The sequence below is a fragment of the Peribacillus sp. YIM B13477 genome, assembly GCF_042787955.1.
Taxonomy (GTDB): Bacteria; Bacillota; Bacilli; order Bacillales; family DSM-1321; genus Peribacillus; species Peribacillus frigoritolerans.
Map to the genome: position 1 here is coordinate 98,614 of NZ_JBHZPD010000007.1, position 24,917 is coordinate 123,530.

Annotated in this window: 26 protein-coding genes, 1 tRNA gene and 1 riboswitch; of the genes, 22 read left to right on the forward strand and 5 right to left on the reverse strand. The window is 43.6% G+C overall.

The genetic code is table 11. The features are described from left to right. Positions 1-535: 535 nt before the first annotated feature. Both ACFX4H_RS19645 and ACFX4H_RS19650 read left to right on the forward strand, forming a co-directional pair. Positions 536-1,729, forward strand: a complete 1,194-nt coding sequence (locus ACFX4H_RS19645; protein ID WP_034316026.1) for a ParM/StbA family protein — start codon at positions 536-538, stop codon at positions 1,727-1,729. An 8-nt stretch (positions 1,730-1,737) separates the two neighbouring features. Further along, positions 1,738-2,280, forward strand: a complete 543-nt coding sequence (locus ACFX4H_RS19650; protein ID WP_034316023.1) for a hypothetical protein — start codon at positions 1,738-1,740, stop codon at positions 2,278-2,280. 96 nt (positions 2,281-2,376) lie between these two features. Here ACFX4H_RS19650 and ACFX4H_RS19655 read toward each other — a convergent pair whose 3' ends face one another. Beyond that, positions 2,377-3,669 (reverse strand): NCS2 family permease, encoded by a 1,293-nt coding sequence (locus ACFX4H_RS19655; protein ID WP_377436066.1) that lies wholly within the window; start codon positions 3,667-3,669, stop codon positions 2,377-2,379. A 300-nt stretch (positions 3,670-3,969) separates the two neighbouring features. On the opposite strand from ACFX4H_RS19655, the gene ACFX4H_RS19660 reads away from it, so the two are divergent. The 3 genes from ACFX4H_RS19660 to ACFX4H_RS19670 are packed head-to-tail and all read left to right on the forward strand — an operon-like array spanning position 3,970 to position 7,674. After that, on the forward strand, positions 3,970-5,523 hold the full coding sequence (locus ACFX4H_RS19660) for a DEAD/DEAH box helicase (RefSeq protein WP_241636680.1): 1,554 nt from the start codon (positions 3,970-3,972) through the stop codon (positions 5,521-5,523). Between the two features lie 15 nt (positions 5,524-5,538). Continuing rightward, the gene (locus ACFX4H_RS19665) at positions 5,539-6,453 is read left to right on the forward strand and encodes a phosphotransferase (RefSeq protein WP_377436067.1); all 915 of its coding nucleotides are present in this window, start codon (positions 5,539-5,541) and stop codon (positions 6,451-6,453) included. A gap of 33 nt (positions 6,454-6,486) precedes the next feature. Then, positions 6,487-7,674 (forward strand): class I SAM-dependent methyltransferase, encoded by a 1,188-nt coding sequence (locus ACFX4H_RS19670; RefSeq protein ID WP_262870346.1) that lies wholly within the window; start codon positions 6,487-6,489, stop codon positions 7,672-7,674. Positions 7,675-7,780: 106 nt separating this feature from the next. Here ACFX4H_RS19670 and ACFX4H_RS19675 read toward each other — a convergent pair whose 3' ends face one another. After that, on the reverse strand, positions 7,781-9,331 hold the full coding sequence (locus ACFX4H_RS19675) for an ABC-F family ATP-binding cassette domain-containing protein (protein WP_034316019.1): 1,551 nt from the start codon (positions 9,329-9,331) through the stop codon (positions 7,781-7,783). Positions 9,332-9,546: 215 nt separating this feature from the next. Between ACFX4H_RS19675 and ACFX4H_RS19680 the strand changes: the two genes are divergently transcribed. After that, positions 9,547-11,739: a DNA topoisomerase III gene (locus tag ACFX4H_RS19680; protein ID WP_377436068.1), complete on the forward strand. Its 2,193-nt coding sequence runs from the start codon at positions 9,547-9,549 to the stop codon at positions 11,737-11,739. Between the two features lie 53 nt (positions 11,740-11,792). On the opposite strand, the gene ACFX4H_RS19685 is transcribed toward ACFX4H_RS19680, so the two are convergent. Continuing rightward, entirely contained in the window at positions 11,793-11,957 is a 165-nt protein-coding gene (locus tag ACFX4H_RS19685) for a hypothetical protein (RefSeq protein ID WP_156404392.1), read from the reverse strand. A gap of 270 nt (positions 11,958-12,227) precedes the next feature. On the opposite strand from ACFX4H_RS19685, the gene ACFX4H_RS19690 reads away from it, so the two are divergent. After that, positions 12,228-12,569 carry a hypothetical protein gene (locus tag ACFX4H_RS19690; protein WP_377436069.1) on the forward strand — a complete coding sequence of 114 codons (342 nt, stop codon included), beginning with the start codon at positions 12,228-12,230 and terminating at the stop codon, positions 12,567-12,569. A gap of 108 nt (positions 12,570-12,677) precedes the next feature. Here the strand turns inward: ACFX4H_RS19690 and ACFX4H_RS19695 are convergent, their stop codons facing one another. Next, the gene (locus ACFX4H_RS19695; RefSeq protein WP_162604434.1) at positions 12,678-12,851 is read right to left on the reverse strand and encodes a hypothetical protein; all 174 of its coding nucleotides are present in this window, start codon (positions 12,849-12,851) and stop codon (positions 12,678-12,680) included. 176 nt (positions 12,852-13,027) lie between these two features. Continuing rightward, positions 13,028-13,101, reverse strand: a tRNA-Arg gene (locus tag ACFX4H_RS19700). A gap of 229 nt (positions 13,102-13,330) precedes the next feature. Here ACFX4H_RS19700 and ACFX4H_RS19705 point away from each other — a divergent pair. The 15 genes from ACFX4H_RS19705 (at position 13,331) to ACFX4H_RS19775 (ending at position 24,855) form a co-directional block, all read left to right on the forward strand. Next, entirely contained in the window at positions 13,331-14,179 is an 849-nt protein-coding gene (locus tag ACFX4H_RS19705; RefSeq protein WP_377436116.1) for a polysaccharide deacetylase family protein, read from the forward strand. Between the two features lie 86 nt (positions 14,180-14,265). After that, a riboswitch (cobalamin riboswitch) is annotated at positions 14,266-14,440 on the forward strand. A 178-nt stretch (positions 14,441-14,618) separates the two neighbouring features. Continuing rightward, positions 14,619-15,584 (forward strand): ABC transporter substrate-binding protein, encoded by a 966-nt coding sequence (locus tag ACFX4H_RS19710; protein ID WP_377436070.1) that lies wholly within the window; start codon positions 14,619-14,621, stop codon positions 15,582-15,584. Next, positions 15,547-16,602: a FecCD family ABC transporter permease gene (locus ACFX4H_RS19715; RefSeq protein WP_063589636.1), complete on the forward strand. Its 1,056-nt coding sequence runs from the start codon at positions 15,547-15,549 to the stop codon at positions 16,600-16,602. Before ACFX4H_RS19710 ends, ACFX4H_RS19715 begins: the two co-directional genes overlap by 38 nt. A gap of 5 nt (positions 16,603-16,607) precedes the next feature. Beyond that, positions 16,608-18,080: a heme ABC transporter ATP-binding protein gene (locus ACFX4H_RS19720; RefSeq protein ID WP_034316002.1), complete on the forward strand. Its 1,473-nt coding sequence runs from the start codon at positions 16,608-16,610 to the stop codon at positions 18,078-18,080. Then, positions 18,077-19,042: an adenosylcobinamide-phosphate synthase CbiB gene (gene cbiB, locus ACFX4H_RS19725; protein WP_034315999.1), complete on the forward strand. Its 966-nt coding sequence runs from the start codon at positions 18,077-18,079 to the stop codon at positions 19,040-19,042. Before ACFX4H_RS19720 ends, cbiB begins: the two co-directional genes overlap by 4 nt. After that, a complete protein-coding gene (gene cobD / locus ACFX4H_RS19730) occupies positions 19,017-20,090 on the forward strand; it encodes a threonine-phosphate decarboxylase CobD (protein ID WP_377436071.1) in 1,074 nt (357 codons plus the stop codon). Before cbiB ends, cobD begins: the two co-directional genes overlap by 26 nt. Continuing rightward, positions 20,063-20,638, forward strand: coding sequence for a bifunctional adenosylcobinamide kinase/adenosylcobinamide-phosphate guanylyltransferase (locus ACFX4H_RS19735; protein ID WP_063589638.1), 576 nt, complete (start codon positions 20,063-20,065; stop codon positions 20,636-20,638). Before cobD ends, ACFX4H_RS19735 begins: the two co-directional genes overlap by 28 nt. Then, positions 20,635-21,426: an adenosylcobinamide-GDP ribazoletransferase gene (gene cobS, locus ACFX4H_RS19740; protein ID WP_034315992.1), complete on the forward strand. Its 792-nt coding sequence runs from the start codon at positions 20,635-20,637 to the stop codon at positions 21,424-21,426. The genes ACFX4H_RS19735 and cobS overlap by 4 nt, the downstream gene beginning before the upstream one ends. Then, on the forward strand, positions 21,384-22,001 hold the full coding sequence (locus ACFX4H_RS19745) for a histidine phosphatase family protein (protein WP_249598080.1): 618 nt from the start codon (positions 21,384-21,386) through the stop codon (positions 21,999-22,001). Before cobS ends, ACFX4H_RS19745 begins: the two co-directional genes overlap by 43 nt. A 5-nt stretch (positions 22,002-22,006) precedes the next feature. Next, positions 22,007-22,381: a bifunctional adenosylcobinamide kinase/adenosylcobinamide-phosphate guanylyltransferase gene (locus ACFX4H_RS19750; RefSeq protein WP_244889616.1), complete on the forward strand. Its 375-nt coding sequence runs from the start codon at positions 22,007-22,009 to the stop codon at positions 22,379-22,381. Positions 22,382-22,395: 14 nt separating this feature from the next. After that, the gene (locus ACFX4H_RS19755) at positions 22,396-22,980 is read left to right on the forward strand and encodes a cob(I)yrinic acid a,c-diamide adenosyltransferase (protein WP_034315987.1); all 585 of its coding nucleotides are present in this window, start codon (positions 22,396-22,398) and stop codon (positions 22,978-22,980) included. 2 nt (positions 22,981-22,982) lie between these two features. Then, positions 22,983-23,477 carry an ECF transporter S component gene (locus tag ACFX4H_RS19760; protein WP_377436072.1) on the forward strand — a complete coding sequence of 165 codons (495 nt, stop codon included), beginning with the start codon at positions 22,983-22,985 and terminating at the stop codon, positions 23,475-23,477. After that, positions 23,474-24,172 carry an ATP-binding protein gene (locus ACFX4H_RS19765; RefSeq protein ID WP_283866850.1) on the forward strand — a complete coding sequence of 233 codons (699 nt, stop codon included), beginning with the start codon at positions 23,474-23,476 and terminating at the stop codon, positions 24,170-24,172. The genes ACFX4H_RS19760 and ACFX4H_RS19765 overlap by 4 nt, the downstream gene beginning before the upstream one ends. A 136-nt stretch (positions 24,173-24,308) precedes the next feature. Next, positions 24,309-24,629, forward strand: a complete 321-nt coding sequence (locus ACFX4H_RS19770; RefSeq protein ID WP_377436117.1) for a GntT/GntP/DsdX family permease — start codon at positions 24,309-24,311, stop codon at positions 24,627-24,629. Positions 24,630-24,678: 49 nt separating this feature from the next. Next, positions 24,679-24,855: a hypothetical protein gene (locus ACFX4H_RS19775; protein ID WP_249598077.1), complete on the forward strand. Its 177-nt coding sequence runs from the start codon at positions 24,679-24,681 to the stop codon at positions 24,853-24,855. Positions 24,856-24,917: the final 62 nt, after the last annotated feature.

Below are 24,917 nucleotides of genomic sequence, written 5' to 3' on the forward strand. Positions count from 1 at the left end.
CTTTCACACCTTGCTTGGCTAATAGATAAGCTGAAGTGATACCCGTAATTCCGCACCAACAATTAAGACATCAGTTGGTATATTTGTTTCTAGCTTAGAAAACGAAGGAAGGATAAAGTGCTGCGCCAATATGGCTACGGATATTGAGGAAGTTCTGTATTTTTTCGGTGATTTTAATATTTTCAGACGTTTCATTAGTGGTTTGTCCAATTTATTACCATGACCAAATTCTCCTTTTTTACGCTTTCTTTTATATGAAGAAGATTATTAAAAGTTAGTTTTTTGTTTGTTTGCAATATTGTATACTTGTAAACAAAAACAGTTAGTTTGTACACATAAAAGTAAACATGTTTACAAATGCGTACACACGGCTATATATAACGTGTGTACATATTTGTTCCTAATGTGTACACAAATGAATACAATTCGACAGATAAAGCTACAACTTATGAAGCATTGACTAATATAGAAACCTTTTCTATGCTTAATAGAGTGCTCCACCTAAATTTTTTTATGAAAAAGGGGATGTTTTTAGATGAGTTCTAGAATCGCAGCAATAGACGTAGGAAATGATGCAATTAAAGCTATTTTTGGAAAGTTAGAGTCTGAACTATATATACCAAATGTCATTGCAAAAGACATTGAAGATCGTCCGGTCATAGGAATCGAAGAACTCGATGAAAAAAACCCATTGGAAGGGTTACATATTAGAGTGCATTCACCAGCATTGCAAGACAATAATGCCATTTATCGTGTCGGAAATTTAGCGACAAAAAGTGATAACCCAACAGAACTGGATTTGGGGAGCAGTAAATCAGAAGAAGACCAAACATTAGTCATGCTTTTTGCGGCTATTGCATTGGATGCTGCCAAGCAAGGGAATAATGATAAGTTCAAAAAAGTAAATAACGTTGTCGAAGCGAATTATACGCTTGGAACAGGCTTGCCACTTCGGGAGGTTAAAGAAGGGAAAGACGTCGGGTACCGCTCGAAATTACTTGGTTCAGTCCACCAGGTGGAATTTTTAATTACTCCGAAATACCAAGGCATGAAGGTTAATATCAAATTTGATGAAGTGAAAGTCTATCCAGAGGGCTTCGCCGCATACATTAATTTAGTCATGGACAATGATTTGAATATCATTAACCGTGAATTAATAGATAGAAGAATTCTCATTCAAGATATTGGCGGACTATCGACGGATATCGCTGTCATTAAAAATCGTAAAGTTGACGATGACAAAGCGCAAGGATTCAATTTGGGAGTAGCTGAAGCCCTTGAATCGATTCGTGAAGAAATCAGGAAGAAGCATGGTGTCGAGCTGGATAGCAGGCGCGATGTCGTCGAAATCATCACGAAGAAAAATGATCGCAATCATATTATGGTTCGCGGAAGCCGGACAAGCGTCCATGATATCGTTGACCGTATTCTGGGAGAACTGGCCAAAAAGCAATATCGCCACCTTCGAAACGTATGGCAAAAAAATTCACAAACGGAAATCTGCTATTTTGTAGGCGGGGGATCGATTGTCCTGAAAGACTACTTGAAAACATTGAATCAAAATTTCGATGGCTACAATATAGACTTTTTCGAAGATGAACGGGAAAGCGTTTGGATGATGGCAAACGCCTATTATAAATTGATTTCGGATTTTAATCGCCGGAATGCAAAGGAACAGAATCAGTCACAGCAAAAGAAGAAAGAACAAAGAACGGGTTCCATTAAATAGGTGAGAGAATGAAAAAAACAGCTTCTTCTGAAATTAAAAGAGGACAAGCCATCACTTTTCGTATCCCTTCGGATGTCTCAGACTATACGTTAAGACAGCTGCAGAAATTGAAGGAAACGGAAAGAAGGAATTTTTCCAGTAAAATTGCTGAGTATGTTCTCGATGGAGTCGGGCAATCCACCCATCAGGATCGGGAAATGATTGCCCTGCCCATGCCGAACAAGCTAAGCAAATCTCAGCGTGATTGGCTCAAGCATTCCCACTCAGAAGCTATGCTTGGAACGATTATGTACCACCTTTTATCCGATCCTTTACGCGCTACGGCCTTGCTTGCCTCTTTGAATAATAATGTATTGAGCGAGGAATTGTATGTGCAGGCCGAGCCCGAGGAAAAGGAACCCGTGGAGGTCCAGGAAGACCTGCCTAAGAAAGATTTGGATGACTTTGATTGGAATTTGAGTGAACCCTCACAACAAGAGGAAGAAACAGAACCTGAAGAGGAAAATCTTGACGATCTCCTGGGTGATTTTCTTGATCAAATGAACCAGTGAATATATAGGAGGATATCTGACGACAAGTTGGATATCCTCCTTTTTCTTTGCGGGGGCTAAAAAAAGAGGAACCACCAAGGATTCCTCTTAAGATGATCAAGCCAGGAAAATCAGTTGGTAAAGAAATAAAACGGCAAACATGTACACGAACGGATGCACTTCACGGAATTTGCCTCTTGCCATTTTTAAAATGGGGTAGGCGATGAATCCGAGTGCTATCCCGTTGGCGATGCTTGATGTTAAAGGCATGGCGACAATGACCAAAAAGGCTGGGAATGATTCATCAAAGTGTGTCCAGTCAATTTCATTAATGCTCTTAATCATCATGCTTCCGACGATGATCAAGCTAGGTGCCGTGATTGCCGCTACATTTGAGACAGCTCCTATCAGCGGGCTGAAGAAGGCGGTTATTAGGAAAAGGATGGCCACTATCAACGCGGTTAAACCTGTCTTGCCGCCCGCTCCTACACCAGCTGATGATTCAACCGAGGCAGCGGTCGGGCTTGTGCCGAACATGGCGCCGACAGTAGTGCCGATCGAATCTGCAAAGAAGGCACTGCCGGATTTTTCAAGCTTATTTTCCTTCAGCAATCCAGCTTGACGGACAATGCCCAATAAAGCACCAGTCGTATCGAAAAGCATGACAAGCAAAATAGAGAAGACGACGCCATAAAGCCCATAGTTAATCACATCGGCGATAGATGTGATTGGATTGGCGACTATTAGCCCTTCAGGTAAGGAAGGGGTGGAAACCAGACCGTTAATTTCCAATTGGCCTGTAAAGAAAGCGATTATGGCAGTCACGATCATTCCGATGAATATCGCTCCCTGCACATTGCGAACGATCAGTACGATCGTTATGACCAAACCAACCAATGTAAGTGCCACACTGGGATCCCTGAAGCTTCCAAGGGTAACCAGGTTGGATTCATGCTGTGTGACGACACCTGACAAACGAAGTCCGATGAAGGTAATGAAGAGCCCGATTCCGGCACTGATTGCATGCTTTAAGTTATTAGGGATGGCCTCGATCAATTTTGAACGGAAAGAGGTTAGGGATAAAAGGATAAAGATGATACCGGTAACAAAGACTGCAGAGAAGGCAACTGTGTATGAGATATCATGGGTTCCCAATACCGAGTATGCAAAATACGCATTCAATCCCATTGCCGGGGCTATGACAATTGGGTAATTGGCTAAAAGGGCCATGCATAGTGTACCGACTATTATTGCAATTATGGTTGCTGTGAATGCCTGGTCGAAGGGAACACCCGCATCAGAAAGGATCATGGGGTTTACAACGATGATATAAGCCAGTGTTAAAAAGGTTGTAAGCCCCGCAAGTACTTCCGTTTTAATATTTGAATTCCGTTCTTTTAATTTAAACATGCGGTCACTCCTTTTTTATATACAAAAAATCCTTGCAAAAATCTACAAGGAGGAGATGCTTACCCTTTTTCAAGTAAGTAGCTCGATAGATGGATAATAAATCTTATAAATTATATTAGAAAAATAACTAAAGTACAATAGGATGAAAAATTTTAAGGTACAGGTTTTCTCGAAAATAGATAATGATATACTAACAAATAGCTTAGACTAAGGATAATGACTTGAAATGAAGGAAGCTGTTACCATTTAAGTGGATTTATCAGTAAATTAAATGAAGAAATTCAGAAAGTAGGCCCATACATGACAGAATTCATCGACCTTGGCGTCAGCCCGGCGATTAACAACATATTAAAGCAAATAGGAATATCCGCCCCTACCCCGATTCAGGAGAAATCGATACCCGATATCCTTGCTGGAAGGGATGTCATCGCGAAGGCGCAGACAGGAACGGGGAAGACTTTGGCCTTTTTGCTGCCAATCCTGGAAAAAGTCGATCCCGCCGCATCCCACATACAATCACTGATCGTAACGCCAACAAGGGAATTGGCTTTGCAAATCACTGCTGAATTGAAAAAATTCGCTGATGAAATCGAAGGACTTCAAGTGCTTGCAGTTTATGGCGGACAGGATGTCGAGCAGCAAATGAAAAAGCTGACAAGAAACATCTCCGTGGTGGTCGCCACGCCCGGCAGGTTATTAGATCATTTAAGAAGAGGCACCATCGATCTCTCACAAACTGGAACGCTTGTGCTGGATGAAGCTGATCAAATGCTTCATATTGGGTTTTTACCAGAAGTGGAAGAAATCATGGAACAGCTTCCAGAGGAGCGCCAAACGCTGCTCTTTTCAGCGACGATGCCTGAACAGGTTCATCAATTGGCTAAACGATATATGACTAAACCATTAACTGCCGCTGTGAAGGCTGAGCAAGTAACGGTCGAGAAAATCAGGCAGCTTGTCATCGAGACGACCGATCGTGCCAAACAATCTTCATTAATCAACATGATTAAAGAAGAACAGCCATACCTTGCAATCATATTTTGCCGTACAAAACGTCGCGTTTCGGTATTGAATGATGCCCTGAAGGCAGCTGGATTCAATTCTGAAGAGCTTCATGGTGACCTTTCACAGGCAAAGCGGGAACGTGTCATGAAAAACTTCAGAGACGCAAAGCTTCAATATTTAGTGGCAACGGACGTTGCTGCACGAGGGCTTGATGTAGAAGGCGTGACCCATGTGTTTAATTACGATGTTCCCGAGGATGCAGAAAGTTACATCCACCGAATCGGGCGGACGGGCCGTGCGGGTGAGAATGGCTTGGCTGTCACCTTCATAGCAACGAAGGATCTTCAGCTATTAAGCGATATTGAAAAAGGGATCTCCATGAAAATTGAAAGAAGGACGATTGAAGGAGTGAAAATGTTCCAACCCGATGAGGTGAGGCAAAAAAGGAAGCGGCATGAAGACCCTTCCGATGAGGGTACCCGCCGCCCGCGTTCGGGAGGGGGAAGGAAACATCGGGAACGGATCGATACGAGAGGACCGAATCGGGGCAGTCACCGTTCTGTAAATCAAGCGGACAATCGTGAAGTCGAGAGGGAGAAACCACGTGGAGGCCGGATGGAAAACAGCCGCGGGCCTATACGTGAGGATTCACGGGGAGTTCGTTCGGAAAACGGCCGCGGACCAAGGAGAGAGAATCCGCGGGGTGGCCGCTCGGAAGACGGCCGTGGACAAAAGCGTGACAATCCACGAGGAGATCAAAGAGACAGCCGTAGATCAACTAGTACACAAGGCGCGAGTAATCGCAGAGGTGGATCTGGCAGCAGCCCCAATAGAGGGAGAAACCGGTAAAAGGGGGAGACGGGAGTGAACAAGCCTTGGTTGGCAGAATATCCAGTTTCTCTGGATCTGGCAGGGAAATTGATCATGCTGCAGTTTCCGGAAATTGAGTTGAAAGAGATCAAGCAACTTGGGGAGGGTTTCGATAACACGGTCATACAAATCAATGGGCAATTTGTATTCCGTTTTCCCCGCCGCCCTATTGCAGTTACGTTGATTCAAGTGGAAAATCAGCTTTTGCCTTCCATTGCAGGCACTTTTCCGCTTGCTATCCCTGAACCAATCTTTTTTGGGAAACCAAGCACTTTGTATCCTTATCCTTTTACCGGTTATAAAATGGTGAAGGGACACTTGCCTGTAGAAGGAACAAAAGCAAAAAAGGTCAAATCGGCAAAAAGATTTGCCCGCTTTTTGAAGGTTCTTCACAGTTTCCCTGTCGAAAAGGCTATGCGTTTAGGTGTGCAGCCTGATGGGATGATGAGGCTTGATGTACCCTATCGAAAGAAATCACTTATGGAAAATGTCTCGAATCTAATAAAGCTAGGATACTTTGAACAGGCGCATGCAGTTAAGGGTTTTGTTGAAACCTTAGGTGAAGGTGAATTGGATGTTCAGCATCCGATTTCGCTCGTTCATGGAGACATCCATATCCGGAATGTTTTACTTGATGACGAAGGCGTTCTCGCAGGTGTCATTGATTGGGGAGATGTCCATATCGGGAATCCAGCCATTGATTTCTCCTTTTTATACAGTTATTTCCCAAAAGAGGTGCGCAGTGCTTTTTTCGAAATCTATGGTGAAATCGAAAAGGAAACAGAGAGCCTAGCCCGGTTCAGAGCCATATATATGCTTGTTACATTACTCGTTTATGGCATAGATCGCCACGATGAAGAGCTGATTGCCATTACGAGTACCGGTTTGAAATTTGCTATAGAAGAATAATTGTCATGCTCTTTTGATGTTTAGGAGGTACATATGAAGGCAAGTTATTATCATACAATCACATTAATGGCGAACATATTGGATCAAGCCAATATTCCCTACCAATATACAGGTCGATCTGCACTTTTCGTACAAGGAGTGGATATCGATGAATATAAGAAAATCGGCATGGATGTACAATGGGATGTCTTTAATGAGGCTTTGGATCTTTTTTCCGAATACGCGCCAACAAAGCCTGAAAGAAGTCCTGAGACTGCATTCTTTCTAATGGATGTCGAGGGGATTTCTGTCACTGTTCGCTGCCGGTTTAACACGACCATTAAAACGGACCCTTATCGTTTATCCATAAAGATGGGGGATATGGAGGTTTGGTGCAGGTCGTTATACAGCTATTTATACGAAGAAGAAATGAGAAAGTTCAGTGCCGAGATTCATGCTTACTTATCAGCCGAGCAGAAGGGGTTCACAGCGGAAAATGAACAAGCCTGGAACCAGAATAATTATTTAGCGCTTGTCAATCGTTATGGAAATCCCGTTGAATTGGCATCAAAAATCAAACAAAACCCAAAATGGAGACTGCACCCTTTTTATAAATATATGGGGGAAATATCCGGCAAAAAAATCACACATTTGATGGGATCGAACGGTGTTAAGGCAGTTGCACTGGCCATATTGGGAGCAGAAGTGAAAGTTGTTGATTTTTCCCAGGAAAACGCAATGTTTGCAAATGAGCTGGCAAGTGGCGCCAATGTCTCCATCGAGTATATCGTTTCGGATGTCCTTTCGCTATCATCCGAGCATGAATCAGGGAATCAGGATTTGGTTTTAATGGAGCTCGGTGTACTTCATTACTTAATAGATCTGCAGCCGTTATTTGAAAAAATTAAAAAGATGCTGAAACCCGGAGGCCGATTCGTACTGCATGAATTTCATCCGATTTCAACAAAGCTCATTACTTCAAATGGTAAAAAACATAAAATAACAGGCAACTATTTCGCTCCGGCAATCGAAAATAATGAGGTCGCATTTTCAAAGCATATGCCGGATGAGGAAAAAGGGAGCCTTTCAAGAGTTGTACAGCGTAAATGGACAATCGGGGAACTTATAACGTCAATAGGTCAATCAGGACTCGTTATTAAAGTGCTCGAGGAAGAACCGAATCATAAAATCCATGATATCGGTCTTCCGAAAACATATACCTTGGTGGCGGAACGAGTTTAAGCTGCATGATGAGGGAATGAAAGCTGACTGAAGGAGTGTTTTCAGTCAGTTTTTTATTTATTCCATAATAAAGGGGATGCCGCTTCTGCAGCATCCCCGAAAAAAATTAGTTTTGGGCCGACCATTCCTCTACATCCCATACTTTGGTTACCCAATCTTCATAGAAATCAGGTTCATGGCATACAAGGACAATCGTTCCTTTATACTCTTTCAATGCACGTTTCAGTTCTTCTTTTGCAACGACATCCAAATGGTTTGTCGGTTCATCGAATAACAGCCAATTGCTTTCGGTAAGCATGAGTTTACAAAGGCGCACTTTTGCTTGTTCCCCACCGCTTAAATGGCTCATCGGACGTGTAATGTGCTCGTTTTTCAAACCGACACGGGCAAGAATCGCACGTACCTGCGGTTGATCCAGATGCGGAAATGCATTCCATACTTCATCGATCGGCGTCGTATCGCCTGCTTTCACTTCTTGTTCAAAATAAGAAGAAAAAAGGAAATCGCCAAGTGATCTTTTACCGCCTAGAGGATCGATTTTACCCAAAATCGTTTTTAATAGAGTGGATTTACCAACTCCGTTACAGCCGACCACGGCAATTTTTTCTCCCCGCTCGATGGTCATGGACAACTTCGGAAGCAATGGGCGGTCATATCCGATTTCCAGATCTTCACCTTCAAAGACATAACGGCTGCTCGCACGTGACTCTTTAAAGTCAAAGGTAGGTTTCATTGCAGTTTCAGGACGATCGATGCGTTCCATGCGATTCAATTGCTTTTGACGGCTCTTTGCCCGTCCGGTCGTTGAATAGCGTGCTTTATTCTTTGCAATGAAATCTTCCTGCTTTTTAATGAATTCACGCTGTTTTTCATAGGCGTTAATATGTTGGTTTTTATTCAATTCAGCCAGCTCAAGGAATTTTTCATAAGTTGCCGTGTAACGGGTCAGTTTAGAAAATTCAAGATGGAAGATGACGTCGACGACGCCGTTCATGAACTCAGTGTCATGCGAAATTAGTAAGAATGCATTAGGATATTCTTTTAAGTAGCTGCTCAGCCAGCGGATATGCTCCACATCCAAGTAGTTCGTCGGTTCATCAAGGAGCAGTACTTCAGGCTGTTCCAATAGTAGCTTGGCTAATAAAACCTTTGTCCGCTGTCCGCCGCTCAGGGCAGAGACATCACGGTCCAAGCCGATTGCATCCAACCCTAAACCGCGGGCCGCTTCTTCAATTTTAATATCCAGATTGTAAAAACCGCCGGCTTCCAGCTTGTCCTGGATTTCACCCATTTGTTCCAAGAGTTCTTCAAGTTCCTCCGGAGTGGCAGTACCCATTTTCTCTGTAACTTCATTCAGTGCTTTTTCCTGCTCGAATAAAGGCAAGTAGGCATCCCGTAAGACGTCGCGAATCGATTTACCTTTTGAAAGTATCGTATGTTGATCAAGATAGCCATATTCGACACCAGGTGTCCATTCGACCCGGCCATCATCATGGATAAGTTGCCCTGTAATGATATTCATCATCGTTGATTTCCCGACACCATTTGCCCCGACCAGACCAACATGTTCGCCAGCCATCAGGCGGAAGGAAACATCCTTGAATAAGGTACGGTCACCAAAGCTGTGTGCTAATTTATCTATAGAAAGTAAGCTCATTTATATTGAACCTCCCAATTAATTTGAAAAAATCCCTACGTTTCATCATACTAAAATCTGCACGGGAATGCTATCTAATCTATTAATTTACATATATGTGGGTACGGGGAATCCTTAAAGTGAACCAACCGGTCCAATGCCATGGTGCATTATCGCCCTGTCATAAATTATATGAGATAATAGAGGAACCAGTTTAAAAGCGAAAGGATGTTAATATGAGTAAAACAGTCGTACTGGCCGAGAAACCTTCGGTCGGCAGAGATATAGCAAAAGTGTTGAATTGCGGGAAAAAGGGGAATGGCTTTTTTGAAGGCGATCAGTATATCGTCACTTGGGCACTGGGTCATTTGGTTACCCATGCAGATCCGGAATCTTATGATGAAAAATATAAAACGTGGCGCCTTGAGGACCTGCCCATGTTGCCGCCTACTTTGAAATTGGTCGTGATCAAGCAATCAGGCAAACAGTTTCAATCAGTTAAAACACAATTGAATCGCAATGATGTCAAGGATGTCATCATTGCAACGGATGCAGGCCGTGAAGGGGAACTTGTTGCACGCTGGATTCTCGAAAAAGCGAATGTGAAGAAGCCGGTCAAGCGGCTTTGGATTTCCTCTGTAACGGATAAAGCGATTAAAGATGGATTTAAAAATCTGAAAGATGGCAAGGAGTATGAAAATCTATTTGCCTCTGCTGTAGCAAGGGCGGAAGCGGACTGGATCGTTGGGATGAACGCGACGCGTGCCCTAACGACCAAGCATAATGCCCAATTATCCTGCGGGAGGGTCCAAACGCCGACACTTGCGATGATTGCAAAAAAAGAAGAGGAAATAAAACAGTTCCGGCCTAAGAAATATTATGGCGTTTCGGCAATTGCAGAACCCAATTTGCGCCTCGTCTGGCAAGATGCCCAATCAAAAGATATCCGCACATTTGATAAAAACAAGGCAGAAAAGGTTCTTGCAGCAGTTAAGGGGAAAAGTGCAGAAGTGGTTGAAGTGAACAAGGCACATAAGAAAAGTTTTTCCCCTTCTTTATATGATTTAACAGAACTTCAACGGGACGCCAATAAGAAATTCGGCTATTCTGCGAAGGAGACGTTATCGATCATGCAGCGCTTATATGAAAGCCATAAGGTCTTGACTTATCCAAGGACGGATTCACGCTTTTTATCAACGGATTTGGTTGATACGCTAAAAGAAAGATTACAGGCTGTAAGCATTAAACCATATGCCCAGTATGCATCAAGGATCCTGCGCAGCCCGATTAAAACAAATAAATCGTTCGTGGACGATAGCAAGGTTTCTGATCACCATGCAATCATCCCCACTGAGCAAACGCCGCTGCCGGGAAAACTGAGCGACAAAGAATCGAAAATCTACGATTTGGTCGTTAAAAGGTTCCTTGCTGTATTGATGCCGCCTTTTGAATATGAACAAACGACCATCACCGCAAAAATGGGGCAGGAGATGTTCATGGCAAAAGGGAAGGTCATCCTGAAGTCAGGTTGGAAGGAAGTTTATGATCATCAATTCGATGAGGAAGAAGCTAAAGATGGCCTTGCGGAGCAACTGCTTCCGAACGTTCAAAAAGGTGACAGTTTAACCATTTCGACTGTGAAACAAACAGAGGGTGAAACGAAACCGCCGGAACCATTCAATGAGGGGTCGCTTCTTTCGGCAATGGAAAATCCCGCTCGTTTCATGGCAGGGGAAAGCAAAGAGCTGATCAAGACACTTGGTGAAACTGGCGGGATTGGAACTGTTGCAACACGTGCGGATGTCATTGAAAAACTGTTCAATAGCTTCCTGATCGAGAAGAGAGGAAAGGGCCTTCATGTCACCTCAAAAGGAAAACAACTTCTTCAATTGGCACCTGAAGACTTGCGTTCTCCAGCTTTGACAGCTCAATGGGAGCAAAAGTTAACTGCGATAGCAAAAGGAAAGCTGCCAAAACAGGCTTTCATCGGTGATATGCGCGCCTACGCCAAAAATATCGTCCATGAAATCAAAAATAGTGATCAAAAATTCAAGCATGATAACGTGTCAGGAACGAAATGTCCTGATTGCGGTAAGCTGATGCTGGAAGTGAATGGTAAAAAGGGAAAAATGCTTGTCTGTCAAGATCGTGATTGCGGCCACAAAAAAAGTGTTTCACGTGTAACAAATGCCAGATGCCCGCAATGCCATAAAAAGATGGAAATGCGCGGTCAAGGAGAAGCACAGACATTCACCTGTAAATGCGGTTTTCACGAAAAACTATCTTCTTACAATAAACGAAGAGGGCAAAATAAAAATCAAAAAGTATCCAAAAATGAAGTATCCAATTATATGAAAAAGCAAAATAAAGAAGAGCCGATCAATACTGCATTGGCAGATGCCTTGGCGAAACTGAAATTCGATAAATAAAAGGAAAAGGATGGAGCATCGCTCCATCCTTTTTCGGTATATTCCTGCTTCGACTAAATTTCATTCAGTACGGTGCCATGTAATTCATATTCAAGTGTTTTGTCAGTGTGTGTGTGTTTATCCGAATCTACTCGTATGAGCGTACTGAATGGCTTCTGATCACCTGGACTGAAAATTGCTTCATCATTCTCTGGATTCCATAGGCTGTAAATACTCATGATCGTATCTTCCTCCTTTGGATGAGAAGACTAGTAATTCCCATGTTTGATTATCATCCAACTCTTCAATTGACTCTAACGCTGATCACCGGGACTAAACACCGCTGCGTCATTCTCTTTGTTCCATTGGCTTCTGATTGTACTCATCATGCACTATCATCTCCTTTGGTGAGAATGTCTTACAGTATTTGTATACCCGGATGGGACAGGTTAAAACATATATTTTAAAAAATGAAGAAATTTCAGTTTCTGAAGATGAAGAAAACTCCGGTGGAATGCAAACTTTTGCTACTACAAAGAGTGGTTCAAAATGGGAAAATCATACTAGGTTCATACAAGAATAATCGAATAAAATACAAATATAAATTGGTTAATAAAAAACCTCAGTTTGTATCGGTTTCTAATTACGATTCTTACTTAACTGGAATTAATTTGGAAGTTGACTGGTTACATAAAGGCGGGAAGGCATCCTTCAGTAAAAAGAACAGTACAAAAGATACTGCTAACATAACTGTTGATGGGGTTTATGTGCTAGGTGTTATAATTGCAGGACACCCTATTGGATTTAAATGGAATGGTTCGTGGAAACGCTCTTTAACATTAAAGAAATAGAAGTGATTAATTTTCAATAAAATGAATTTAGGGGTTTATCAGTCTGTATCACTGATAAACCCCTTTTACTATAGTCCAACAAGAATTTTCGAAAATATCCTTTTCACTTCACACATATTCGCCTAATGTTCGCTGTCGGACACCTTCAGCAACTTTTGCACGTAGAAAAATATCTAAGGCTTCATGCAGTGTGTATTCAATCGTGAAACTTTCCGTAGTCTTACTGGTCAATTTCCGTTCCTTTAACGCTGTTCCACGCTGTTTAATAACGTGTTTTTTCATGAAAAAAAGCACCTCCAAACATAGAAAAATAATAGTGATATGGAATATCACTGTTTCCTACGTACAGAAATGCTTTTATCCTACATGCAATTTCCGGCTTTTACGGTCATACCAACAGAAAAAAACCCTGCTACAACACGGAGAAACCGCATTATAACAGGGCTTATAAACTTTAGCGTCCCAGATAGGAATCGAACCTACGACCTACAGCTTAGGAGGCTGTCGCTCTATCCTGCTGAGCTACTGGGACATATATTAAAGTCGACGACTTATTTATTATATTTCTTATAGGCAAACTTTTCAAGCTAATAGCACATACTTATGAAAAAAAATCCTCATGAATGTTTAGCGTGTCGCTAAGCTTTCGTTTTTCCCCTTTTTTCATTAAATGGAATACTTTATTGTTCACTGGTTTCCTGGTACTATTATACTATAAAAAAATCAGGAGAATGATAGTGAAAAAATATAGAGTTTTAAGGATGGCGGCATTGCTGGGGGTTTTGATTTTACCTGGATGCTCACAAGGGATTTTAGAGGGGATAGCCACAAAGACGGCTGCACCGATTACGGAAGATGACATTGAAGTGGCCGAAGCGGCTGAGAATGGGACCGGGCAGGATTCGGAGGGGCAAATCGATACGGGAGGCTGGATGAAGGCCGAGTCCCCGGTCCAGCTTCCGATATTGATGTATCACAGCATTTCTGAAGGGAATGGCCTTCGGGTTCCAAGGGAGGAATTCCGATCACAGATGGCTTGGCTTCGGGAGAATGGTTACTATACATTATCCCCTGAAGAAGCATTCCTCGTGTTAACCGAGAATCGGATGCCAAGTGAGAAGTGCGTCTGGATTACTTTTGATGATGGCTATACTGATAACTACACGGAGGCCTTCCCGATATTAAAAGAACATGATATGAAAGCAACTGTCTTCATGATCGGGAAGTCCATTGATAAAGGTCATCACCTGACTGAAAATCAAATGTTGGAGATGAGCAGGGATGGGATTTCAATTGAAAGCCATACCATCAGCCATTTGGAGCTGAACCGCATGACCGCAGAGCAGCAAGAAGCCGAAATGGTTCAGTCGAAGGTGCTGTTCGACCATATCCTCGACCAGGACACGACAGTGCTTTCCTATCCGGTTGGCCGGTATAACGAAGAGAGTCTCAGGTTGTCAGAAGAAGCTGGATATAAGATGGCAGTCACTACCGAACCTGGGGGAGCTTCAAGCGACCAAGGGATGCATGCTCTGCATCGAGTTCGGATTTCACCAGGGTTATCGATCAATGGGTTTGCGTCGCTGATTGAAAATGCTTCAAAGCATTGAAGGTGGAAGGGTCATTTCGCACTTGTTCAGAAAAATCATATAATAATCGATTCTTACATGGTGTATAATGAAGGCAGTGAAAATTATATACATATGAACGATTTGGTGTCTTAATGACTTAAAAGGGAAGTTGGTGAAATGCCAACGCGGTCCCGCCACTGTATATGGGAGCTGACGGCTGTGTACCACTGTATGAGATATGGGAAGGTGCCGTTGACGATGACCATGAGCCAGGAGACCTGCCAGAATTCGTACACCTGTAACCTACGCGGATGGGAAGGTGTGTGGCAGACCCTAAGAAAGAGTCCGTATTGATATTGTTGCCATGCAAGCATCTTCCGTTTAACGGGAGATGCTTTTTGTTTTAGGGGTATCTTCCGGTATTGGTTTTCTCTGTTAGGTATGAAGAAATTAAATAAAAAGATTGTGGGGAATGAAAATGAAGAAGATTTTTGGTCTGATATTGTTGATGTTGCTTACTGCAGGCATGATGGTAGGCTGCGGTGGTGCTGCTGATGAAGGAAAAGAAAAGGAGCAAACGAATCATGCTCAACACGAAGCTTTCCCGATTACGATTAAAGATGCAAGCGGGGAAAAAGTTACGATAGAAAAAGAACCGAAGAAAATCGTTTCGTTGATACCAAGCAATACGGAAGTGGTCTTTGCACTTGGTTTGGGTAAAAAGGTCGTTGGTGTTTCCGACAATGATAATTACCCGGAAGAGACGAAAGAAATTGAAAAAGTTGGCGGAATGGAAATGAACACGGAGCTGATTGTCTCCATGAAGCCTGACCTTGTTCTTGCGCATGCATCAAGTGCCCATAATTCAAATGAGGGTTTGCAGCAGCTTAAGGATGCTGGAATAGATGTGCTCGTAGTCAATGATGCACAAAGCTTTGACCAAGTCTATGAATCTATTGATATGATTGGAAAGGCAACGGGAGAACATGATAAGGCAAACGAAATCGTTGCGGATATGAAAACGAAGCTCAAGGATATCCAGGAAAAAGCCAAATCCGTAAAGAAAGAGGATAGGAAGACCGTTTTAGTGGAAGTTTCGCCTTCACCGGAAATATACACACCTGGAAAAAATACGTTCATGAATGAGATGCTTCAGATTATTTCAGCGGATAATGCGGCTGCTGAATTGGACGGTTGGGCAAAAATTGATGAAGAGTCGATGATTGCTGCAAATCCTGATGTCATCATTACAACGTATGGTTATTATACGAAAGATGCAGTAAGTGAAGTGACGGCCCGAAAAGGATGGCAAGACGTAAATGCTGTTAAGAATGGCCAAGTCTTTGATGTCCATTCTGACTTGGTGACCCGTTCCGGTCCACGCTTAATAGAAGGAGTAGAGGAACTTGCCAAAGCAGTCTATCCGAACCAATTTGACAACTAAATGGGCGTTTGCTTATTTGATTGCGTTGTTGATTTTGTTATTCGCAATGACGATAGGCATTTCCTTTGGTTCGGTGCCAGTTCCGATTCCCGTACTTATACAAATAATCGGCAAGGAGATTTTCCACTTGCCGATTTCTGCCGATCCGGATGTGATGCTAACGAATATCGTGATGAACATCCGCTTGCCGCGGGTGCTGCTCGCTGGTTTGGTTGGGGCATCACTTGCGATTGCGGGTGCGGCTTTTCAGGGACTGCTCCGGAACCCGCTCGCTGATCCTTACACATTAGGTATTTCATCAGGAGCATCGGTCGGGGCCGTTTTGACAATATTCTTGAATATATCACTGCCATTCATCGGTTTATATACCCTTCCGGCATTGAGTATCTTATGTTCAGTGCTCACGATGCTCTGCGTACTGACTTTTGCAAAAAAAATGGATCGATCGATGAAAGTGGAAACGATCATTTTAACGGGAATCATTTTCAGCTCGTTTTTAAGTGCCTTCATTTCATTGATGATTGCGCTGACAGGTGATGAATTAAGACAAATCATCGGCTGGCTGATGGGAAGCGTTTCAATGCGCGGCTGGAATTATATCGTAATCATTATGCCGTTTTTTATCATAGGTTCGTTGACCTTGATCATGAATACAAAAGAATTGAATGCGATGACTTTCGGGGAAGACCGGGCAAAACATTTAGGTGTGAATGTCAAGCGGCGGAAAATGTGGATCTTGATAGCCGGTTCGACATTGACAGGGGCAGCCGTTGCCGTTTCAGGGGCGATTGGTTTTGTAGGATTGGTCATTCCTCATTTTGTCCGTAAGATTTGGGGGCCTGACCATAAACATTTGCTTCCGTTGTCATTGTTGATAGGAGGCGGATTCTTGATATTGGCCGATTTTGTAGCACGAACGATCATTGCCCCATCGGAACTGCCGATCGGGGTGATCACCTCACTTATCGGGGCACCTGCATTTGCGCTGATTTTATTAAAGAGACGGAGAGAAGGGTAAAACGGATGCTTGAAGTAAAAGGGTTAACAGGTGGGTATCACAACAAAGCTGTATTGGACTCTGTCTCTTTTGATGTACATAAGGGGGAATTATTCGGGATTCTTGGTCCTAATGGCAGCGGGAAAACGACGCTTTTAAGTATGCTTAGCGGGGTGCTCGATTATAAAGGCGGAAGCGTACGGATAAGCGGCAGGGATTTGAAAGATTATTCGTCAAAACAACTTGCACAGGTCATTGCCGTGCTCCCTCAACATTCCTCATTAGCTTTCTCCTATACAGTAAAAGAGACGGTCTCACTTGGGCGATATGCCCATCAATCAGGTTGGTTCCATAGTTGGTCCGCAGAAGATGAATCGATTGTCCAGCGGGTGATGGAACAAACGGGAGTAGCTGATTTTCAGGATCTTCATTTTGATCGATTATCAGGAGGGGAAAGACAGAGGGTCCTGCTGGCACAGGCCCTTGCCCAAGAGCCGGAAATCCTTTTTTTGGATGAACCTACGAACCATTTGGATCTTTCCTATCAAAAAGATCTTCTTGATCTAATGAGGAAAATGGCAAAAGAGCAGAAGTTGACCGTTATTTCAATTTTTCATGATTTGAATTTGGCTGGATTATATTGTGATCGGCTTATGCTGCTTGAGAAAGGGCAGATTCAGGTTGTTGATGTGCCGAATGAAGTGCTTCAACAGGAGCGGATTCAGGGTGTATATCATACGACGATCGAAAAACATCCACATCCCGCCCTTCCGAAACCGCAAATGTTCATCGTTCCGGAAAAGCATGGCCAGGATACTATCCCGTTGGAAATTGATGATTCTTTTTTGACAGTCGGATTTGAGATGATTCAATTGAAGTCTCCGATCCCGCTTAGAACGATGTCTTCTGGAGTGACCGGTTCGGGGACGGGCTGGCATAAGTATTTTGTGAATAGGCACGTCCATCATGGTTATGATTGCGAGGATCACCATGTTGAAATGGCCGACTATTTAACAACTCATGGTTTTGAGCCTCAGGAAACGGTAGGGATGATGACAGCTGTCTTTCTCGATACGGTCGCAAGCAAGCTATTAAGAGCTGAAGATTTCTCGGTTTTTATCATTGTGACGGCCGGTGTAGGGAATGCCATCGACGCTTCATTAGCTGACCGGCATTCTTGGAGTTCCGCTCCAGGAACGATAAATACATGGATATTCGTAAATGGGCATTTGGCAGAAGAGGCATATATCCACAGTATAGTGACTGCGACCGAGGCAAAAGTAAAAGCGCTTCATGATTTGCATGTCATGGATAAGGTGACAAATACTTGTGCAACTGGAACATCGACAGACAGCATTTTGATTGCGGCAACTCAAAGAGGGGCAAAGCTTCAATATGCAGGCACCATCACTCCGTTAGGGAAGCTGATCAGTCGCGGTGTATATGATTGTACAGTGGAAGCATTGACGAATAATCGGAAACGGATTGAGGAATTATGATTTATCATCATCTTTTTGCGGTTACGCTGGCGTTCTTCCTTGATTTATTAATTGGAGATCCGCCAAGTTGGCCGCATCCAGTCAAATGGATAGGAACGATGATTAGCAAGTTGGACCTGGCATTCAATAAAGGGGCATATAAGAAACGGAAAGGGCTCTTCATGTTGATCATCGTCCTATCGGCGGTGTTATTGATTACAGTTCTTACCGTTTATTTGGCTTATCTAATCCATCCGCTTGCAGGTATCTTTTGGGAAGCTGTTGTCATTTCCACAACGATAGCTCAGAAGGGCTTGAAGCAAGCTGGGATGGATGTTTGCCTTCCGCTTAATGAACGGGATTTCCCTGAGGCGAGGGTAAAGCTTTCCTATATCGTCGGCCGTGATACGGCTGATCTTGATGAGCCAGAAATCGTCAGGGGCACCGTGGAAACCGTAGCGGAAAATACCAGTGATGGGATTACAGCGCCATTATTTTGGGCAGCTATCGGCGGTGCGCCGCTCGCGATGGTGTACAGGGCGATTAATACCTGCGATTCCATGGTAGGGTACAAGAATGATAAATATGGGCAATTCGGATGGGCTTCAGCCAAGCTCGATGATATCGTCAACTGGATTCCCAGCCGCCTCACCGGATTCCTGATGTTGCTGAGCTCGAAATCCGGCTATCATGGATTCGGCGCCAGATGGAAGATATTATTCAATGATGCAAAAAAACATCCAAGCCCGAATAGCGGGTGGTGTGAAGCAGGCGTTGCTGCCATTTTGGGAATACAGCTTGGTGGCCGGAATATGTACAAAGGAATTGTTTCCGACCGTGCGAGGATGGGAGTTCCGCTTGTTCGATTGGAAGCAAAACATATACCACAAACGATTACCATCATGCATCGGTCATCTTTTCTATTTCTGCTGATGCTATGGTTAGGGGGAATTATTCTTGACGTTACCTTCTCATGGCTCTAATCCTCATTATCTTTATGAAGCGCTGGCAATCGAAATGCCTGAATCGGTTCTCGACTTCAGTGCTAACATCAACCCATTGGGTCCGCCTTTACGCATAAAGCAACAGTGGTCTGGGTTTTTCGAAGGAATCCTTCGATATCCAGATCCGCATGCCATTGAACTGACAAAATCAATTGCAAAAAAAGAAGCACTTTCTGAGCAATCCATTTTGATGGGGAACGGTGGTGCTGAAATCATCATGCTGGTAGCGAACGGATTAGCCAATCAAAGGGTGCTGATCATACAGCCGGCATTTGCGGAATATGCTGAAGCTTGTTTGGCAGCAGGATGTAAGGTCGATTTTCACCAGCTTGATGCTCCTGCGTGGCAATTGGACCTGGAACGATTGATTCCGCGATTACCCGAATATGATGCCATTTTCTTATGTACGCCTAATAATCCGACGGGAGTTTCATTTAAGCGGGATACAGTTAGGGAATTGATCATTGAATGCCAAAAAGCGGATTGCCTGGTTGTCCTGGATGAGGCTTTTTATGATTTCACGGAGGATGCCTTTAGTTATGCTTCTTTAATCAATGCATTTCCACATTTACTCATACTAAGATCAATGACTAAAATCTTTGCGATCCCCGGTTTGAGACTAGGCTATTTGCTTGCGTCACCTGACATCATAAAACGGGTAAGAAATTATAAACCGCATTGGAGCGTCAACCATGTGGCACTTGAAGTAGGGAAAATCTGTCTTGCAGAAGAAGCCTATATGAAAAAAACAAGAGACTATATTGCATGGCAAAAGCAAAAACTATTCCGGTTTTATGAGGAGCAGGGGTTGGATGTCTCCGATAGCACAGTTAATTTTTATTTGGTGAAAGATGAATCTTTATCCCTTTTCCCCTTTTTGCTGAAAAAAGGAATCGTACCGCGCCATACCTATAATTTTCCGGGTTTGGATGGAAGGTGGCTTCGGTTTGCAGTGAAGAGTGAACATGAAAACGAAGCACTGATGGAGGGGGTAAGACAGTGGAGAAAGCAAGGCTCTGTTTTATAAGCGGGGGTGTCCGTTCTGGAAAAAGCAGCTTCGCGGAAAGAAAAGCCCTGGAGTATGCACTCCAGATGGATGGGAACTTGCATTACCTCGCCTGTGGCCGAGTCAGTGACGCTGAGATGGGTGAACGCATCCTTAGGCACCGAAAAGATAGAGAAAGCAGCCCGGTTGCGTGGAAGACCTCCGAATACGCAACGGATATTACAAGAATAGGGGCGGATATTGATCAGGATTCCATAATTCTGCTCGATTGTCTGACAACCCTGCTTGATAACGAACTATTTGGCCCTGGCCTTCCGCTTGAAGAAGAATTCTTAAATAGCGTTTTTTCAAAAATAATAACCGGAATTAATGAGGTTAGAAAACAATCCAATTGTTTAATTGTCGTGAGCAATGAATTGGTGCAGGAACCGATTTTCCAGGATGATTTCCTTCATATATACGGAAAAACACTGGGATTGCTTCATCAAACGATCGTCGGGCTGGCCGATGAAGCCTATCTAGTGGAAGCGGGCCTTCCATTGCGGAAGAAAGGGGGCATGCAGGAATGAGCGGAGTGATCGGATTTTTAATTAACCTGCAGTTCTTTACGGTCTTTCCAATAAAGAAGCAGCTTCCGATGGAGAAGAAGTATATTCACCGTGCCATTCAAACCTTTCCATTAGTAGGTCTTTTGCTAGGCTTGATATTGGGCGGCGTTTTGTATGCACTTGTGGAATGGACCCCATTGTCATCGCTTTCGATTGCCTTTTTCCTTTGGTTTTTGACCATGGCATTAACGGGAGGCTTGCATCTCGATGGCTGGATCGATGCAAGTGATGCTTTTTTTTCCTATCAGGATAAAGAGCGGCGATTGGAAATCATGAAGGATTCCAGGACAGGTGCATTCGGTGTCATCTCCGTCATAGTCCTATTGGCCGCCCGGTTTCTATTTATCTTTGAAATTGTCGAAAGGGTAAATGAATGGACATACTTCTTGATCATTGCCCTTCCGCTCTTAAGCAAATGTGTGATGGGTTATTTACTCATCCGGATGCCGCTCGCTAAAAAAGAGGGGCTAGGTGCTTTTTTTCAAAGTGCAGTGATGAAAAGCAGTTTGCCCATTTATTGGCTGTACCTCCTTGTAAGTCTGGCGTTTGCCTGGATCATCGATTTTAAGCTTGTCCCCTTATTTTTCATCATGTGTCTGGCTGCCGTGTTTTTCCTGGTATATATGAAACGTAAAATCCTCAGTTGGTTCGGTGGGATAACGGGGGATGTACTGGGGGCATCCGTGGAAGGGGTTGAGCTTTGGTTATGGCTGATTTTGTGGCTATTACACTACTTCGCCATGGGCTGACAGTAGCTAATGAACGAAAGGCCTATTTAGGATGGACGGATTCTCCATTAAGTACCGAAGGAGAAAAGGAAATACTGGACTTAAGGGGCTCGTACCCACAGTATGAAAAAATTTTCAGCAGTGATTTGTCCCGATGTGTGGAAACTGCACGCCTGCTGTTTCCACATGCAGTTCCGATCAAAAACCCTTCGTTCCGTGAGATGAACTTCGGCAGTTGGGAAGGGCGGACGTATCATGAGTTGAAGACAGATGGAGATTATCTTAATTGGCTGGAACGTCCCATGGAGGCACTGGTGCCTGGGGGTGAAAGTTATCCTGCATTTTCCGAACGTGTGAATAATGGCTGGAAACAATTGATTGCCTGTAAGGAGAACCGATTTGCCCTAATGACGCATGGAGGGGTAATTCGTGATTTATTGGTCCGTTATGCCCCGCAGGAAAAGTCTTTTTTTGATTGGGGAATTTCCCATGGCAGGGGATATGAGCTGATATGGGAAGACCGGAACAGCTTAAGGAGGGGAGAACGCTGCACTTTGTTACAGGAGGCGCCTATAATGGCAAAACTAAGTGGGTAAAGCAATTGTATGGTTTGGAAAATGATGTCCTTTGGTTATCCGGTTATCGACAAGAACAGCCGGAATTGATTGATTTCCAAGGCAAGGCAGTTGTATTGCAAGGTTTGGATGCATGGATTCAACAAGATGCAGAAGAGATGGATTCAGATTCGATTCGAAGAAGATGGAAGGAAATCATGGCTGATTGGCGAATATGGGAGAATGAAAGGGATGAACACTGCTGCATTGTGATCGGTTCTGATATTTCCAAGGGAATAGTCCCGATGGAAGCAAGAGACCGCAGATGGCGCGATGCCTGCGGATGGGTCTATCAAGATGTAGCATCCATATCAAAGCGCGTTGATATCATCTGGTATGGAATTAACCAGCGAATAAAGTAGAGGAGGTAATTGGGATGAAAATCTATACACGTACAGGGGATAAGGGACAAACCAGCGTAATCGGAGGTCGGCTTGACAAGGATGACATTCGTGTTGAATCTTATGGAACGGTAGATGAAGTGAATAGCTATATCGGTCTTGCGGTGACAGAATTGGATCCTGCGATATTTACGGATGTACTGGCCGATCTAGAAAAAATCCAGCATGAGTTGTTTGACTGCGGAGGAGATTTGGCAACTGTTTCTGAGAAAGCCCCGCAAAAGCTGACGGATGAGACCATTACCTATTTGGAAGAACGGATAGATGCCTTCATACTTGAAGCGCCGGAACTGGAAAAGTTTATCCTGCCTGGCGGCTCAAAAGCGGCTGCAACGATTCACATTGCCCGAACCGTGACAAGAAGGGCAGAACGGCTGGTCGTTTCATTGATCAAGTCGGGTGCGGCCGTTTCACCATTATCACTTCAATATTTAAATCGTTTGTCGGATTACTTCTTTGCTGTTGCACGTGTGATCAATTTCCGTCTTGCTGTAAAAGATGTGGAATATATCCGCAGCGCAAATGTGTTCCGAGGAGGGAAAAGAAAGGAAAAAGAGTAAACATGGATGTAAGAAAAATTAGTGCAATTGCTATATTCATCGCCTTATCGGCGGTAGGGGCAATGATTAAAATCCCTTCACCGATCGGAAGCATTGCTTTGGATAGTTTTCCGGCCCTTTTGGCGGCTGTCATACTTGGCCCGGTATCGGGGGGGATAGTTGCTGGGCTTGGTCATATCATTTCAGCGTTCATCGGCGGCATGACACTTGGGCCATTCCATTTTTTGATCATGGTCGAAATGGCTGTCCTGACATGGATGTTTAGCATTTTATATATAAACGGAAAAAAAGTAGGCGCATTTTTTCTCTTCTTTATCAGTAATGCCTTCGTTTTGGCCCTGCCTTTCGCATTTCTGATCAGCCCTGGCTTTTACACGTTATTGGTTCCGGGCTTAACGGTGGCGACGGCGGTAAATGTAGTATTGGCAGTCCTTTTATTGCCGCGCTTGGAACCTGTTTTGAAAAAAATCATTCTTAAAGATGGATTAGCTGAATGAGTGATTCATTGATTTTGCCATTTTCCGAATCAGATTCCTTGATCGTCTCAAGTGACAATAGCGGAGGGATCGGGCTGAAGGAAAAAGATCTTGTCCATGTCCCTTATGAGGTCGTTGGATATTATTCCTTTCGGGTTGCCGTCATGGAATGCCTGGGCGTTGGCGGAAGCCCCGTATCCGTCGTACTAAATAATTTCTGCGGTGATGAAGCCTGGGAGGACTTGACCAGGGGTGTCAGGAAGGGGCTGAATGAATTGGGAATGGAGGATCTTCCCATCACTGGCAGCACTGAAAGTAACATGCCGCTTCTTCAGTCGGCACTTGGTCTTATGGTGATTGGTAAACGAGTGAATGAACGTGTTAAAAAGCAACAGCCCTTACGGAAAATCGCTCTGATCGGCAGGCCACTCGTTGGAGAGGAAGTTATGGAACAGCAAGAATGGGTCGCGCCATTATCTTTATATAAAAGCTTATGTGAAATGGTAGGTGTTCAGGTACTTCCAGTCGGCTCAAAAGGGATAGCGTATGAATGGGGGCATCTGGATCAAAGTGGTGAAGGTGTTTCTGTGCATATAAGCAATAAAGTCGATATTGGAAAATCATCAGGACCATCCACCTGCTTCCTCATTGCCTATCCTGAACAACTGGAGGAAGAAATCAAGCAAAGATCCGGTCCTCTTTTTATTGGCGGTTGATCGATCCAAGACTGAATCAGGCATCGAGTTTAGTTCATAATGAACGGGTTCGATGCTTTTTTCATTGAAATCTTACCTTGATGGATTCCTTTCCTATTTAGAGTGAATGCTTAAATAAGATGTTTGGTTTATTTGGATAGGTGGGCTTGTTGCCCGGTTTTATCATGCCAAAGTAAAAAGAAACCCATATATTGCGTTACTGCTCGCTTCCGTCACTTTAGAAATCATCACAGGTATGGATATTCGGGATGTTGCAGATGCTGTTCAGACAGGGGTAGGTATTACTCTTGGTAATGTTGATCGGAGCTTTGGTGAAGATTCAACATGGAATGATGGGTTGATTTCATCGGAAAACCAATCATTGCGCCTCATGGTTTCATTCTTTACATTAGGTTGCGCTAGAGGTTTAAATAAAGGGGAGCAAAACCAATTCATGTCCGCTGCCTCCATCATCTAGATTATTGGAGCGGGCGTTGCATTTAAAAATGTATGGGAAGAGCTGGTTAATGAAGCCATTGCAAGTCAGTCTAGCGACATCCTTTGATATTGTTGGGCTGGCTCGTTACAGCCATGATAAAATTTGCTGTCCTGGTGTTATAGTAAATTGCTGGTCCATTACTCCATCACATGTGAATGGAGCAGATTTTGGATGGTCAGCAGTCGCACACACGATAAAGACTTGAACGGTTATGGAAATGATTATATCAGTCGTTTCACTTATCCTAATCTTACTATTGAATTCAAT